This is a genomic window from Agrobacterium sp. 5Ca39 (assembly GCF_055382365.1).
Genome location: NZ_AP026437.1, coordinates 186,501 through 201,245, shown reverse-complemented (window position 1 = coordinate 201,245; position 14,745 = coordinate 186,501). Strand labels below are relative to the sequence as shown.

13 protein-coding genes are annotated in these 14,745 nt (G+C 61.0%); 6 read left to right on the top strand and 7 right to left on the bottom strand.

Annotation, left to right across the window (positions count from 1 at the left end; genetic code table 11):
- Position 1: 1 nt before the first annotated feature.
- Positions 2-1,237, bottom strand: coding sequence for a GAF domain-containing sensor histidine kinase (locus ACZ47E_RS14720; RefSeq protein ID WP_006698126.1), 1,236 nt, complete (start codon positions 1,235-1,237; stop codon positions 2-4).
- Between the two features lie 303 nt (positions 1,238-1,540).
- On the opposite strand from ACZ47E_RS14720, the gene ACZ47E_RS14715 reads away from it, so the two are divergent.
- The 6 genes from ACZ47E_RS14715 to recX all read left to right on the top strand — a co-directional run bounded on the left by ACZ47E_RS14715 (position 1,541) and on the right by recX (position 7,599).
- Positions 1,541-2,557, top strand: a complete 1,017-nt coding sequence (locus ACZ47E_RS14715; protein WP_004437634.1) for an ABC transporter substrate-binding protein — start codon at positions 1,541-1,543, stop codon at positions 2,555-2,557.
- A gap of 90 nt (positions 2,558-2,647) precedes the next feature.
- Complete coding sequence (locus ACZ47E_RS14710; RefSeq protein WP_278067708.1) at positions 2,648-4,111, top strand: ATP-binding cassette domain-containing protein; 1,464 nt, start codon at positions 2,648-2,650, stop codon at positions 4,109-4,111.
- On the top strand, positions 4,108-5,049 hold the full coding sequence (locus ACZ47E_RS14705; protein WP_112555348.1) for an ABC transporter permease: 942 nt from the start codon (positions 4,108-4,110) through the stop codon (positions 5,047-5,049). Before ACZ47E_RS14710 ends, ACZ47E_RS14705 begins: the two co-directional genes overlap by 4 nt.
- Entirely contained in the window at positions 5,046-5,993 is a 948-nt protein-coding gene (locus ACZ47E_RS14700; protein ID WP_278067709.1) for an ABC transporter permease, read from the top strand. The genes ACZ47E_RS14705 and ACZ47E_RS14700 overlap by 4 nt, the downstream gene beginning before the upstream one ends.
- A gap of 32 nt (positions 5,994-6,025) precedes the next feature.
- Positions 6,026-6,946, top strand: coding sequence for an SMP-30/gluconolactonase/LRE family protein (locus tag ACZ47E_RS14695; RefSeq protein ID WP_006698128.1), 921 nt, complete (start codon positions 6,026-6,028; stop codon positions 6,944-6,946).
- 62 nt (positions 6,947-7,008) lie between these two features.
- The gene (gene recX, locus ACZ47E_RS14690) at positions 7,009-7,599 is read left to right on the top strand and encodes a recombination regulator RecX (protein WP_142187133.1); all 591 of its coding nucleotides are present in this window, start codon (positions 7,009-7,011) and stop codon (positions 7,597-7,599) included.
- A gap of 2 nt (positions 7,600-7,601) precedes the next feature.
- Here recX and ACZ47E_RS14685 read toward each other — a convergent pair whose 3' ends face one another.
- The 6 genes from ACZ47E_RS14685 to ACZ47E_RS14660 all read right to left on the bottom strand — a co-directional run bounded on the left by ACZ47E_RS14685 (position 7,602) and on the right by ACZ47E_RS14660 (position 14,743).
- Positions 7,602-8,000, bottom strand: a complete 399-nt coding sequence (locus tag ACZ47E_RS14685) for a c-type cytochrome (protein WP_044459488.1) — start codon at positions 7,998-8,000, stop codon at positions 7,602-7,604.
- A 98-nt stretch (positions 8,001-8,098) separates the two neighbouring features.
- Entirely contained in the window at positions 8,099-8,626 is a 528-nt protein-coding gene (locus tag ACZ47E_RS14680) for a DUF992 domain-containing protein (RefSeq protein WP_004437608.1), read from the bottom strand.
- 248 nt (positions 8,627-8,874) lie between these two features.
- Positions 8,875-9,684, bottom strand: a complete 810-nt coding sequence (locus ACZ47E_RS14675; protein WP_464017002.1) for an ATP-binding cassette domain-containing protein — start codon at positions 9,682-9,684, stop codon at positions 8,875-8,877.
- Positions 9,685-9,718: 34 nt separating this feature from the next.
- On the bottom strand, positions 9,719-11,683 hold the full coding sequence (fhuB, locus tag ACZ47E_RS14670; protein WP_100911336.1) for a Fe(3+)-hydroxamate ABC transporter permease FhuB: 1,965 nt from the start codon (positions 11,681-11,683) through the stop codon (positions 9,719-9,721).
- The gene (locus tag ACZ47E_RS14665) at positions 11,680-12,582 is read right to left on the bottom strand and encodes an iron-siderophore ABC transporter substrate-binding protein (protein WP_162696227.1); all 903 of its coding nucleotides are present in this window, start codon (positions 12,580-12,582) and stop codon (positions 11,680-11,682) included. The genes fhuB and ACZ47E_RS14665 overlap by 4 nt, the downstream gene beginning before the upstream one ends.
- Positions 12,583-12,610: 28 nt before the next feature.
- Positions 12,611-14,743, bottom strand: a complete 2,133-nt coding sequence (locus tag ACZ47E_RS14660; RefSeq protein WP_278067711.1) for a TonB-dependent siderophore receptor — start codon at positions 14,741-14,743, stop codon at positions 12,611-12,613.
- Positions 14,744-14,745 lie beyond the last annotated feature (2 nt).

Below are 14,745 nucleotides of genomic sequence, written 5' to 3'. Positions count from 1 at the left end.
GTCACATCTCCTCCCGGAAATTGAAAGCGCCCGCAGGCAGGGTGACGGTGATGCATGTACCCGCCCCATCACGGTTGCCGCCTCTGTCGAACCGGGCAGAGATCAGCCGCGCCCGCGTCTTCATGTTGCCCATGCCGAGACCGCCGGGGGCACCACTGTCACCGCCGCCATTGCCGTCATCGCTCACCGTCACCCGCAGCCCGCCGTCGATTGCGGCCAGTCTCACGGCAATCGTTTCGGGCTGGGCATGGCGAATGGCATTGTTCACGGCCTCCTGCACGATGCGGAAGAGCGATATGGCCACCGTCTTGTCCAGCCTTTCAACCAGCCCCTCCGTCTCGTCCCTCACTGACCAGTCGATAGCGCATCCGCTGTCGCGCACGGAGCGGTCCACATAGGTCTCGATGGCTTCAACGACGCCGAACAATTGCAGGATCGAGGGCTTCGCCTCCTCGATGATCTCGCGTAGATCCTGCATGCAATGCTGCAGGCTGCGCACCACCGGCTCCAGCATCTCGCCGGAAATATCGGGAGTGTGGCTCATGCGCTCGATACGCCGCGCAAGCCGCGTCAGGTCGGCCAGAGTCTGGTCATGCAGGTCCATGCCGATGCGCTGCCGCTCGGCCTCCAGCGCTTCCGTCAATTGCAGCGCGCCGAGGCGCAGGCCTTCTTCGCGGGCATTGGCGCGCGCCTCCTCGATGGCCGAGCGCTTGGCCTGTTCAGCGGCACGAATGGCGTAGAAATAGGGCGCCAGCAAATCCGCAACGGCGCGGGCATTGGTGACATCTTCCATCGTATAGGCGTTCGACTGGTGCGAGGAGCAACTGAGCGCACCGATGATGTCGCCATGCACCTTCATGGGGACATGCAGGCGGCTGTGCAGGCCAAGTTCGATGATGGGGCTGGAAAATGACCCTTCGAAATGAAAGCGCGGATCGGAACAGGCGTCGCCGCTTAAAAGATATTCGACCGAGCCCGACAACAGCGACCGGATCGGGCTTCCGGTGAGAAGTGCGGGCGGCTGTCGGCTCCAGGCGCTGACCAGACCGCTCTCATAGGCAATGTGATACTTGTCATCCAGCTGCTTGATGCAGACATCCATGTGATCATGCGGGATGATATGGCTGATCTCGGTTGCGACCGCCTGAATGATGGCATTAAACTCCAGCTGCCCGGCGAGCAGCCTCGAAATGCCCATATAGTGATGAAAAAGAGCGCTTTTCGGCGTATCCAGCATGTGCGGACGCCCTCCCAAGCGTCTGCCTCCAATCCCTGCGGCGAAGATTTAACCCATCGGGTCCGCATTCTTCATTCTGCGCCCGGCAGTGGCCTTTCGTCCTGCGGGTTCCCGCAAGCTTTATGCGGAAACCCGCAGGAAGATTGCCGCGATCCGCCTATACAAGCCAAATCTTCTTGGTCATTCTCGCTTCTACTGGGGAAAGGAGCTCCAGTGCAAAGGAATTCCGCCTGCCGCCGAGGAGATTTGCGGCGTGCGAGAATTCCGGGCTCGAAAAGGGCAAGCCACGAGGGAGGAAATCAAATGGCTTTCAGGAAGATGCTTCTGGCATCGGCCGCTGTCGCATGTGCAGCGCTGCCGATCACCGCTCATGCCGATACGTCGGCAAAAAAGATTGCGCTTTCAAACAATTACGCAGGCAATTCCTGGCGTCAGGCGATGCTGACCAGCTGGGACAAGATCACCAAGCAGGCGGTTGCCGACAAGCAGGTGGCCGCAGCTGACGCCTTCACGACAGCCGAAAACCAGGCGACCGAACAGGCGGCGCAGATCCAGAACCTGATCCTGCAGGGTTACGACGCCATCGTCATCAACGCCGCTTCGCCGACTGCACTCAACGGCGCGGTGAAGGAAGCCTGCGATGCCGGCATCACCGTCGTATCCTTCGACGGCATCGTCACCGAGCCTTGCGCATGGCGCATTGCGGTCGACTTCAAGGCCATGGGCGCAAGCCAGATCGACTACCTTGCCAAGGCCATGCCGAAGGGCGGCAACCTGCTCGAAATTCGCGGCCTAGCCGGTGTTTCCGTGGATGACGAAATCCATGCTGGTATTGTCGACGCCGTCGCCAAGAACCCGCAATTCAAGATCGTTGGTTCGGTCAATGGCGACTGGGCACAGGATGTCGCCCAGCGCGCCGTTGCCGGCATTTTGCCAAGCCTTCCCGAGATCGCGGCCGTCGTAACGCAGGGTGGTGACGGTTACGGTGCGGCCCAGGCTTTTGCCGCCGCCAAGCGCCCGACGCCGACCATCGTCATGGGCAACCGCGAAGACGAGCTGCAATGGTGGAAACAGCAGAAGGATGCGAGCGGCTATGAGACCATGTCCGTCTCCATCGCACCCGGTGTTTCGACGCTGGCTTTCTGGGTGGCGCAGCAAATTCTCGACGGCAAGGATGTGAAGAAGGACCTGACGGTGCCCTTCCTGCGCATCGACCAGGCCAATCTCGAGGACAACCTCAAGAACACCCAGAAGGGTGGCGTGGCGAATGTGGAATATTCGCTTGAGGATGCCCAGAAGGTGATTTCCGCGGCGAAGTAACCCGCGGTTCCTGCCTGATCCTGCGGCGCTTTCGAAGGAAGCGCCGCAGTGATGCCTACATTCAATTTCAGATCACTGGCGTAATTGCTCATGAATGACATCATCGAGGCGGAAGAAGTCGTCGCCGCGCGCGGCGTGAAGGTCGTGTTCGGCGCGGTCAGGGCGCTGGATGGGGCCGATCTCGTCATCCGCGCCGGGGAATGCCTCGGGCTCGTTGGCCACAACGGCGCAGGCAAATCCACCATCGTCAATGTCATCAATGGCGGGCTCACACCGCATGAAGGCTCCATTTCCTATCGTGGGAACCAGAACCGCCACGGCATAGCCGCTGCGCGTGCGAGCGGCGTGCGCTGCGTCTTTCAGGAACTCTCGCTCTGCCCCAATCTGACAATCAGCGAAAACGTCCGCATCATGCATGCCGCCATGAACGGGCGGAACTGGCGCGGGCGCGCTCTTTCCATGATCCGCCAGACGCTCGACGAGATTTTTCCCGGCCACGGCATCGATTGCGAACTGACGATTGCCGAGCTTTCGATTGCAGAGAGGCAGATGGTGGAAATCGCCATCAATTTCTGCCGCACGCCTGAAGCCCCGAGGCTGGTCATTCTCGACGAGCCGACATCCTCGTTAGACGCGGGCCTTGCCGAACAGTTGATGGATTATGTCCGGCGTTTTGTGCGCACCGGCGGCTCCGTTCTGTTGATCTCGCATATTCTCGGTGAAATTCTTTCAACCGCCACCCGCACCGTTGTCATGAAGGATGGCCGCGTGGTGGCCAACCGGCCCGCCGCCGAATTCACCACGCGGACGCTGGTGGAGGCCATGGGCAGCGTCGTCAAGCCGCAGGACAGGCAAAAGGGTGAGAGCCGCAAGGCTGGCGAAAAGATGCTTTCCATGCCGGCGCGCCGGGGCGAAGGCCTTGCCTTCGAGGCTTTCCGCGGAGAGATCATCGGCCTTGCCGGCCTCGGCGGCCATGGCCAGACCGAAGCGCTTCTCGACCTCTATCTTGCCCGCAACAGCAGCTGGCTGCCGACGCGCAAGACCGATATCGCTTTCGTCGCGGGCGACCGCAGCCTCAACGGCACCTTCCCGCTGTGGAGCATCCTGAAGAACCTCTCCATCGCGTCGCTGCGGGATATTTCATCCGCGGGCATTGTGGACAGGAGCAAGGAGAGCGAACTGGGCGCGCAGTGGAAAAAGCGCATCGAAATTCGCACGCCCGACATGGGCAACAAGATCCTGTCTCTCTCCGGCGGCAACCAGCAGAAAGTGCTTTTTGCCCGTGCGCTCGCCACCACCGCCAGCACCGTTTTGATGGACGATCCGATGCGCGGCGTCGATATCGGCACCAAACAGGAGGTCTACGATATCTTGAGAACTGAAGCCTCTCACGGCCGCACCTTCATCTGGTACTCTACCGAGATGGATGAAATCCGTCTCTGTGACCGGGTTTATGTCTTCCGCGACGGCGCCATTCAGGCCGAACTGGTGGGCGAGGACATCACTGAACAGAATGTGCTGGCCGCTTCCTTTGCCGGAGAAGACCACGCATGAAACTTTCGGCAAACGCACTCCGCCTCATCATTCCCGCCGCCTCGCTCGCCTTCCTGCTCGCCGCGGTCTTCTACATGCAGCCGCGTGCCATGAGCTACACCGGCTTGAACCTACTGTTCAATCTGGCAGTGCCGATTGCACTCGCCACCATTGCGCAGATGCTCATCATGTCGGTCAACGATCTCGACCTGTCGATGGGCACCTTCGTCAGTTTCTGCGCCTGCGTCACCGCGACCTTCCTGCAAACGACGCCATTCCTCGGTATTGCGATCTTTGCCGGGGCGATCGCGGTTTATGCACTGCTCGGCGCCATCATCCATATCCGCGCCCTGCCCTCCATCGTCGTCACACTCGGCATGAGTTTCGTCTGGGGCGGCCTCGCCGTGCTCATTCTCCCCTCGCCCGGCGGCCAGGCGCCTGCCTTCATCCGCACGCTGATGACGGCGAAACCGCCTTTCGTGCCGATCGCGATCGTCGCCAGTATCCTGATTGCGGTCATCGCCCACTACATCGTCATGCGCTCCTCGTTCGGCGTGTTGATGCGCGGCGTCGGCGGAAATTTCCGCTCTGTCGAGCGTTCCGGCTGGTCAGTCATCGGCATCCGCGCCGCTACCTTTGCGCTGGCCGGTTTCTTCGCGGTGCTCTCCGGTATCGCCCTCGTGGGCCTGACGACATCGGCCGACGCCAATATCGCGCTGCGCTACACGCTGCTGTCGATTGCCGGCGTCATCCTCGGCGGCGGCGAATTCGTCGGCGGAAGAGTATCGCCCATCGGTGCCGTCATCGGCGCGCTGACGCTGACGCTTGCAGGCTCCTTCCTCTCCTTCATGCGGATTTCGCCGGACTGGCAGATTGGCGCGCAAGGTGCAATCCTCATCATTGTGCTGGCATTGCGCATCCTGCTCAACCGTCTCGAAAAGCGGGAGAAAAATCAATGAACGGGCTCTCTTCCCTCACCAGAAAACCGTGGATCTGGTCCTTTGCCGCAACCATTGCGGTTTGGATCATCACCGTGCTCTTCACTGGCGGCGCAAGCTCATTCGGCCTGTCGCACGCAGCACTCACCTTCGCGGCCTTTTCTGTCATCGTCGGCATCGGCCAGATGTTCGTCATCACGCTCGGGCCCGGAAATATCGACCTCTGCGTTCCCGCGACGATGACGCTGTCGGGGACGCTTGCCTTGAAGTTCATGGATGTATCGGACAGCCTCATTCTGCCGGGATTGCTGATCGCCATCCTCATCGGTATCGCCATCGGCATCGGCAATTATGCCCTGATCAAGCTCCTGCGCATCCCGCCGATCATCGCGACGCTCTCCATGAGCTTCATCGTGCAGTCCATCGCCATCTGGTCGAACCGCGGCCTGCGCATCAAGCCGCCGGAAACATTGGCCACATTCGCCACATCGAGTTTTCTCGGCATTCCCAACGTCGCCCTGGTCGCCCTGCTGCTTTCCGTCATTGCATGGCTGCTGCTGGACCGCTCCTTCTACGGACGCTGGATTGCCGCCATCGGCCAGAGCACCTTCGCTGCCCGCATGACCGGCATTCCCGTGGATGGCGCACGCTTCGTCACCTACGCCCTCTGTGCGGTGCTGGCGGCAATTGCCGGTTACCTGCTCGCCAGCTTCTCCGGCGGTGCGGCGCTCAACATGGGCTCGGAATATCTGCTGATGTCCATCGCCGTCGTTGTCATCGGCGGCACGGCGGTGGCGGGAGGGGATTCCAACGTGCCCGGCATATGGGGTGCATCGCTCTTCATGTTCCTGGTGGTCTCGATGCTGAATACCTATGGTTTCGGCGCGGGCATCCGCCTCATCCTCACCGGTCTCATCATCATCTCCGTCATTCTTCTGGCGAGCGGCCCGAAGGCCACGCGCTGACCCCGAACGACAAGCCAAAGCGGACCACGCTCATGACCACAGACAAGACTTCACCTTACGAAATTCACGACGACCGTTTCCGCCACCTGATCGTCGGCAATGCCGAGCTGGAAGAGCTTTATTCGGGCTGCCGCTGGGCAGAGGGACCGGTGTGGTTCGCCGACCTGAACTGCCTGCTTTTCAGCGATATCCCCAATGAGCGCATGCTTCGCTGGGTGCCGGATGGCGGAATCTCGGTTTATCGCCAGCCCTCCAACTTCACCAACGGCAACACCCGCGACCGGCAGGGACGTCTTGTGTCCTGCGAACATGGAGGCCGCCGCGTCACCCGCACCGAGGTCGACGGCTCGATCACCGTCCTTGCCGATAGCTACGACGGCAAGCGGCTGAACTCACCCAATGACGTGGTGGTGAAATCAGATGGCAGCGTCTGGTTCACCGACCCGACCTACGGCATTCTGTCCGATTACGAGGGCTACAAGGCCGAGCCGGAGCAGAAGACCCGCAATGTCTACCGGCTCGATCCCGCTACCGGAAAGATCGACATCGCCATCGACGACTTCGTGCAGCCGAACGGCCTCGCATTTTCGCCTGACGAAACGAAGCTCTACATTGCCGACAGTTCCTACAGCCACGATGTCACCCGACCCCGCCATATCCGCGTCTTCGACGTCGTGGATGGCGTAAAACTCGCCAACGGCCGGGAATTCTGCAATATCGACAATGGCCTGCCAGATGGCTTTCGCCTCGACACGGCCGGCAATCTGTGGACGAGCGCCGGTGACGGCGTGCACTGCTTTGCGCCTGACGGCACACTCATCGGCAAGATCAAGGTGCCGCAGACAGTGGCGAACCTCACCTTCGGCGGGCCGAAAAAGAACCGCCTGTTCATCACCGCGACAAAATCGCTCTATTCGGTCTATGTCGCCGCAACCGGTGCACAGACACCCTGAAATCCGAAAACGCTGGTCTGGCAGGAAGTGGCAAGATCGCTTCAGAGCGCTATAATTGGCCCATGAGTGACGATTCCAACCTTTTCCTGACTGACGATATGGAGTTCGACGGCAAAGCCCCGGCCGTTGAACCAACCAGCCGCATGCTCTCCTGGGCACGCAATTCCGCTCTATACCGGCTGGAACAGCGCATGATGACGGAAAAGCAGCTGCGCGACGCCATCATGCGCAAGGCACGGGAAAAATTCGAGGATATCGGCGCCGCGCAGATAAAGGCGCTTGGCGATTTCGCGGTGCGTTTCGCTTATGAGATCAAGGCGCTTGACGATACAGCCTTTGCGGAAATCACCGTGCGAAGCGGGCAGCGCAGCGGCAAATCGAAACGGGGGCTGGCGCAAAAGCTTCAGCTTAAGGGGATAGACCGGGAGACCGCAGCCGTCGCCCTTCAGGAAACCAACGATCTGGTCGCAGCCATCAATTTTGCGCGAAAACGCGCTTTTGGCCCTTACCGTCGGGTCGAGCTTGATGAGAAGCGCAAGGCAAAGGAGTTTTCGGCATTTGCCCGCAATGGTTTTGGTTTCGAAATCGGGTCGAAGGTTATGTCGATGACGACGGAAGAAGCGGAAGATATTTTGTCAGAAGCACCGCTCTGACGTTATTGCGGCAGCGGACGGGTTTTCAGATAAGCAATGAGATCGGCGATATCACTCTCGCTCCAGAGGCCGAAAAAGCGCATTGCATTTCCCGGGAGCGCCTTCTTCGGACTGGACAGAAATTTCTGCAACTCCTCCTCCGACCAAACCCTGCCTGCCGCTCCAGCATCCTTCAGCGCCTGTGAATAGTGGCTGTAGTCAGCGATGGATGCGATGGGTCTTCCGACCACGCCCATCAGATGCGGCCCCATGCGGGTACGCGGCGCGTCGATGCTGTGGCAGGTGGAGCAGCGGCTGAAAACCTTCTCGCCATGCGCAGCGTCGCCTTCGGAGAAAGCGCCCGACGCCGGGAGGAGGATGAACGCGACCGCGGCCGCGACTTTTTTGATCGGGGACATCATACCCCTGATAATACAACGCCCTCTGCGTCTGACAACGAAGAGGGCGTATTTTGTCATGCGACCTAATGCCCGGCTCTAGCCTCCGGGCATCAGCCGGATCAGTTCATGGCCGTCAGCGTCACCGAGGTGCCGGTGGCGGCGAGGTTAAGGCCAACCTGGCCGGTCACGCTCACTGTCTGCAGCTGGATCGAGCCGGAAGTACCGCCGACGAGAACGTTCGTGCCAACGCCGAGACCGACGGTGACTTCAGCCGTTGCGCCCTGATAGAGGCCGCCGAGCGAACCGCGGTGGTAACCGGCGGTAGGGGCGAAAACGGCCCAGACCAGACGGCCCTGCGTGGTGAAACCAAGGTCAACGCCCATCTTGCGGATAGCGCCGCTATAGTGGTCGGTACGACGTGCGCCGATCGTGGACTGGAAGGTGCAATCCAGTTCCTTGGCCGAGCCGAGAACGTAACCGACGCCGCCGCCGATATCGCAGGTGAGGTAACCGATCTTGACGCCGTTGCGATCGTCCTGCTCCTGCGGAGCCGGTTCGTATCGTGCAAGGTCGGCAGCGAGTGCGGATGCGGTTCCGCCAAGGCCCATCGTCAATGCGGCAAAAGTTACGGCAACAGCCTTTTTCATCTGATTATCTCCTGTTTTATTCCTACCCGCAGCAGCCCTTCTTGCCCTCTCCGGATATTGAATTCCGCACTGTTAACGTTTGTTCCCTGAAATCGATCCAAAACAACTTAATTGGAGGCGATGAAAGCCGAACGGTTAACAATGTCTGATGGCGGTAGGATGCCATTAAGACATTGTTAGGGCGGGAAATGCGTGCGGAATCACCATCAACAGCAAGCGTTGGCGGGCGTGGTTCTGCAGCAACAACATCAGAACGGCAGGGCCACGGGAAGGCCGGTGGCGGCGTGGGTCATCACGTCCATTCGCACGCCATAGATGCGCTCCAGCGTCTCCGGCGTCATGATCTCTTCCGGCGTTCCCCGGGCAATCAACCGGCCGGAATGCAGCGCGACGATCTCGTCGCAGAAGCGTGCCGCCATGTTGACGTCGTGCAGCACGACGATGACGCAAAGGCCTTTTTCACGCGACAGTCTCTGCACCAGCGAAAGCACCTCGATCTGGTGCGCCAGGTCGAGTGCGGAGATGGGTTCATCGAGAAGCAGGCTTTCGGCATTCTGGGCCACCAGCATGGCAAGCCAGACGCGCTGACGCTCGCCACCCGAAAGCGTATCCACCAGCCGGTCGCGGAAGGCAACGGTATCGGTAAGCTCGATCGCCTCGTCCACTTTTTCCTGATCCGCCTTCGTAAACTGGGCCAGGGCGCCGTGCCAGGGATAACGGCCAAGTGCAACCAGTTCTTTGGCCAGCATGCCGGAAGCGGCCGGCGTGTATTGCGGCAGATAGGCGAGCTTTCGCGCAAATTCCCGATTGCCCCAGGCGGCAAGCGCCTTCCCTTCGAAGGACACCCGGCCCGCCGTCGGCTCCTGTATCCGTGCGAGAATCTTCAGCAGCGTGGATTTTCCCGAACCGTTATGGCCGATCAGGCCGATGGTCTTGCCGGTCGCAAAACTGGCCGTCAGCGGCTGCAGCAATGTCCTGCCCGGCACTTCCATGGTGACGCCATCCAGAGAAAAAAGCGGCATATCATCGTAACCGGCCGCGGGCACTGCCTGACCCATGCTTCTCATCTCCATACATCTTTCAAAAAATTCATCATCGCCTGCCTGAAAGCCAGATCAGATAGGGCGCGCCGGCAAGCGCCGCAAAAAGTCCGAGCGGCAGTTCATAGGGAAAGGTCACCGTCCGCGCGCCAAGATCGGAAAGCGCCATCAGCACCGCGCCGAACAGGAAGGAGGCGAAGAGATGGTCACGTGGCGTTGTGAAACCGGAGCGCAGCGCAATATGGGGCGCCATCAACCCGACGAAACTCAAGGGACCAACCAGCAGCGAGGCGGCACCGGTGGCAATGCCGGCCACGGCGATGACGGCGGTTCGCGCAGCGCCGAGCGGCAGGCCGAGGGAGAGCGGCACATCCCGCCCAAGCGGCAGGATCGTCAGCCAGCGCGTGACCGATAACGCTCCCGCCAGAAGCACGATGGAAAGAACGGCGAGAAAGATCGCCGAAGCCGGCGTTGCCGTCGAACCCGAGCCGCTGAGCCAGGCGAGGATCTGCCATGCCCGCTGGTCGCCAATGGCAAGCAGCGCCGAAAGCACCGCCGAGCAGAGCGAACTGACGGCAATGCCCGCGAGCAGTATCTTTTCCGGCGGGAGGTGTCTGCGCACGGCGAAGAAGAGCACAAGGATCATGACGACCGCCGAGCCGATGCCGGCGCCGCAAAACAGTTCCAGCAGGCCTGCTGCCGGAAAAATGGTGATGGCGACGGCAAAACCGAGGCCCGCACCGCCGCTGACGCCGATCACCTCCGGGCTCGCCATCGGATTGCCTGTCAGTCGCTGCAAAAGAGCACCCGCCATCGCGAGAAGACCGCCAGCGGCCATGGCGGCCAGCAGCCGGGGCCAGCGGAACGGCAACAGGCTTTGCAGATCGTCCGCCTTCAGCATTTCCCAGCCATCCGGTCCCTTGCCAACGGCGAGTGCGGCAGACACCAGCACCGCCATGATGGCCAGTGCAGGCAGCAGGGACGTAAGCCGGCGTCTTGTCGCAAGCTCGACGCCTTCACCGCGCTGCACGTCTGTCGGCCGGATTTTCGGCAGGAGCCACAGAAGCAGCGGACCGCCGATCAGGGCCGTCACCGCTCCCGTTGGAAAAACTTCCGCCGTCGTGCTTGCCAGAAGCTGGACCAGACTATCGCAGAACCATAGAAGCAGACCGCCGAGCAGCGGCGAAACGAACAGAACGGAAGACGAGCGCCGCACGCCCAGCGCCCGGGTGAGTGCCGGTGCGGCAAGACCGATAAAGCTGACGAGACCGACCGCAGAAGCAACGAAGGCGGCCAGCATGACCGCGACGGCCGCAACCGCGAGCCTGATCGAAAACAGCGATACGCCGAGCGATCGAGCACCGGAATCGCCGAGACCGAGAACCGTCAAAGGCCTTATCAGCAGGCCGGTCAGAACGAGCCCTGCCAGAAGCTGGCAGGTGAGAGACAGGGCGTTCGACCAGTCCTGCTGGCTGAGCGAGCCGCCGTTCCAGACCACCAGAGACATCAGATATTCGCCCTGCGCGAGCGTCAGCGCCGCGGAAACGGAAGCGGCGGTGATGCCGACCAGCAATCCTGACACCACCATGGTCACCGGCTCGAAGGAGCGCCGCCAGCCAAGCAGGAAGACAATACCCGCGGCCGCAGCGGCCCCGGCAAGCGCCACCAGGGCGCGGTTGCCGTCCAGAACAGATGGAAAAAACAGGGTGGCGATGACGATGGCCAGTTGCGCGCCGGCCGAGATGCCGAGCGTCGAAGGATCGGCAATCGGATTGCGGAGCAATTGCTGGAAAAGTGCCCCGGACAGACCGAGCATCGCGCCCGCCAGAACGGAAACCGCCACGCGGGGCATCAGGCTGAAGGCGAAAATCACCTGATCCATCGACAGGTTGGCGGCATCGAACGGTGGACTGGGCCATGCGCTGAACGGCAGCCGGAGCAGCCCTGCATGCAAGGAGAGCCCGCAGGCGAGAGCGAACAGCAGCCCCAGGACAATCTGGAGAGGGCGCGCCGTCACAGGGCTTCCCCCCGCACCGAAAGCGCCTCGGTCAGAAGCCGCGCAAAACGCATGCCGGCGGTGATGCCGCCATAGGGGGCGACATTGGCAAGCGTCACAACGCGGTTTTCCCGCACGGCAGGCAGTGCCCGCCAGATTGCGCTGTTGCGCAACGTTTCCCGTGCCTCGACCGGAATATCGGAGACGACGACGATGCGGGCATCCGGCGAGGCCGCGAGGTTTTCAATCGGGACCGGAGCCGCGAAAGTGAATTGCGAACGATCCACCCAGGCATTGGCGAGCCCCAGCCGGCCAAGAACATCCCCGAACATGCTGTCCGCACCGAAAGCGCGAAAATGCCGCGCGTCGCCGATATTGATCACATAGGTCGGCCGCGCCGCAAATCCGGCGAGGCGGGTCCGCATGGCGTGCAGCGCCGCTTCGGTTTCACCCAGAACCCTGCGCGCCTCTTCGGCCCGCCCGAGCTTTTCACCAAGCGCCGTGACTGCCGCCAGCGCCTTTGCGAAAGGCGGCTCGCCCTTTACGTAAAAGGGCAACGAGAAGACCGGCGCGATAGCTTCAAGCCTGCCGGTGTAGCGGGTGTAGAAGGGCGAGATTAGAATGAGATCGGGTCGGGTCAGTTGCAGGAGCTCGAAATTCGGAGCGCCGCGCAGGCCGAGATCGGCGACGGTTTCCGGGATTTCGGGCTCCACCGCACCCGCCCGGAACTGGATAAGCTCGGTCGCCGCCACCGGCATGACGCCAAGGGCCACGGCTGTTTCGAGCATCGCCCAGTCAATGGCGGCAATGCGCGGGGTCGACTGTGCCCGCGTCGCGCCAGCAAAGGCCGCAGCAGCGAGCAGGGCCAAAAACTCCCGCCGTCCCCAAACGGGAGACATCCATCGATCCTTGCGCGTCATGCCCCTGCTGCTTCACTTAGATGTGGCGTTACCAACGATAGGTCAGCTTGCCCATGACCGTTCTTCCGTCACCGTAATAGCATCCGAAAGTGGAGCAACTAGAAATATATTCTTTATCAGTCAAGTTTTGCACCATAAGCGAGGCGCGGTAGCCGTTCTTCTCGTAATGCACGCCGAGATCGAGCAGGGCGAGCCCCTTCATCTCAAAGGTATTGGCGGCATCGCCATAACGTTTTCCAACGTAACGAACACCGCCGCCGACGCCGAAACCTTCGAGCGCGGTATCTTCCGGGAAGGTGTAATCGAGCCAAAGGCTGGCGGCGTGCCGGGGGGTGCTATCAAGCTCGTTCCCATTATTCACACGGCCGGAGACCTCGCTGTCCATGTAGGTATAGGCCGCGCGCAGGTCGAGCCCGTCGACAAGGCTTGCAACGCCTTCAAGCTCTAGGCCTTTCACGTGCGCCTCATCCATCTGCTGCGTCACGCCACCCACCGTCGTTGTGACGTTCTTCTGTTTCAGATCGTAGATCGCCGCCGAAAAGAAACCGTCGAAACCTTCCGGCTGGTATTTGACACCCGCTTCCCATTGTTCACCTGTGGTCGGTTTTGGCGCATCACCGACAGCCGGCTGCGGCACTGGCTCGAAGGAGGTTGCATAGCTGACATAGGGCGCGATCCCGCCATCAAACAGATAGCTGACGCCGACACGACCGGTCAGCTTGTGGTCATCCTTGTCGAGCGTGCGATAGGTGGTGCCATTGAAGGTCGTGCCGCTGGTGCTTGCCCAGTCCTGCCGCAGGCCGGCAGTGATGCGCCAGTTCTCGATCGCCATCTCGTCCTGCGCATAAAGGCCGATCTGGGAAATATCGGTCTTCACATCGGCATAAAGCGTGCGCGAGGTAAGGCTGATCGGCCCGCCATAAACAGGATTGACGGGATTGAGCGGCGTTGCGGCCCAGAACTCGGTTTTGACGTTATTGTCGAAATAGCGGTAATCCAGCCCGACAAGCAGGGTATGATCGATCGGCCCCGTGGAAAAATCCGCCTGGAGGCTGTTGTCGATGTTGAAGGTGTTCAGCAGCTCGTCCTGGAACGTCGCATTGCGACGGATGAGATTGCCTATCATGCCGCCGCTGGTCGAAGACATGCCGAGCGCGCGGTAGGACCAGTCGAAATTGGAATAACGCGCATTCTGACGGAAGGTGAAGGTCTCATCGAAGCGGTGTTCGAATTCATAACCGATATTGGTGAACTTGCGGTTTGATGTATCGAAGGACGGATCACCGACATAAAAGCTGCGGTCCAGCATATTGCCGGGTCTGAAATAGGTCAGCGCCGGCGGCAGGCCGGAGGGCGAACTCGGATTGTCGTGCTGATAGGAGGCAAGAACAGTCAGCTTCGTATCCTCGTCCGGCTGCCATGTGAGAGCCGGCGCGATGAAATAACGGTCGTTCTGCAAATTGTCCGTTTGGGCATGGGCGTTGCGCGCAAGGCCGGTCAGGCGATAGGCGAAACTGTCGCTATCCGCCACCGGGCCGCCAATATCGAACATCGACTGATAATAATCGAAGCTGCCGATCTGCGCACCGACTTCACCGAACCGTTCGAAGGTCGGCCGTTTGCTGCTGAGATTGATAAGGCCGCCGGGATTGCCCTGCCCGTAGAGCACGGAAGCGGGCCCGCGAATGACCTCCACGCGCTCCAGACCGTAGACCTCAAAAGAAGGCGCACCGGCCGTCCGCATCAACCGCAGACCATTGAGGAACTGCAGCTGATTCCCCTGAAAGCCGCGAATGCGCGGCGCATCGAAACGCGGATCGGCGCCGAACGGCTGCGCAACCACCCCCGGGACGTAATTCAGCGCCTCGCCGAGATTGCGGACATCCTGCGCATCCATCTGATCTCTGGTGATGACGGATACCGATTGCGGCGTCTCGATCAGGGATCGCCCTGTCTTGGTGGCGCTGGCGCTGGTTGTTGCCACATAACCCTTCACGGGCGCCTTGGGGTCCTGATTTTTCGCGCCGTCAACGGTGATGGTCTGCAGCACCGTGGTTCCGGCGTCCTGAGCAAGGGCGGAAGCCGGGGCCAGGAACGCCACATAAGCAATGGCGGCGCAGCCACCAGCCAGAATGGAAATGTGTTTGATTTTTCCCTGCACGC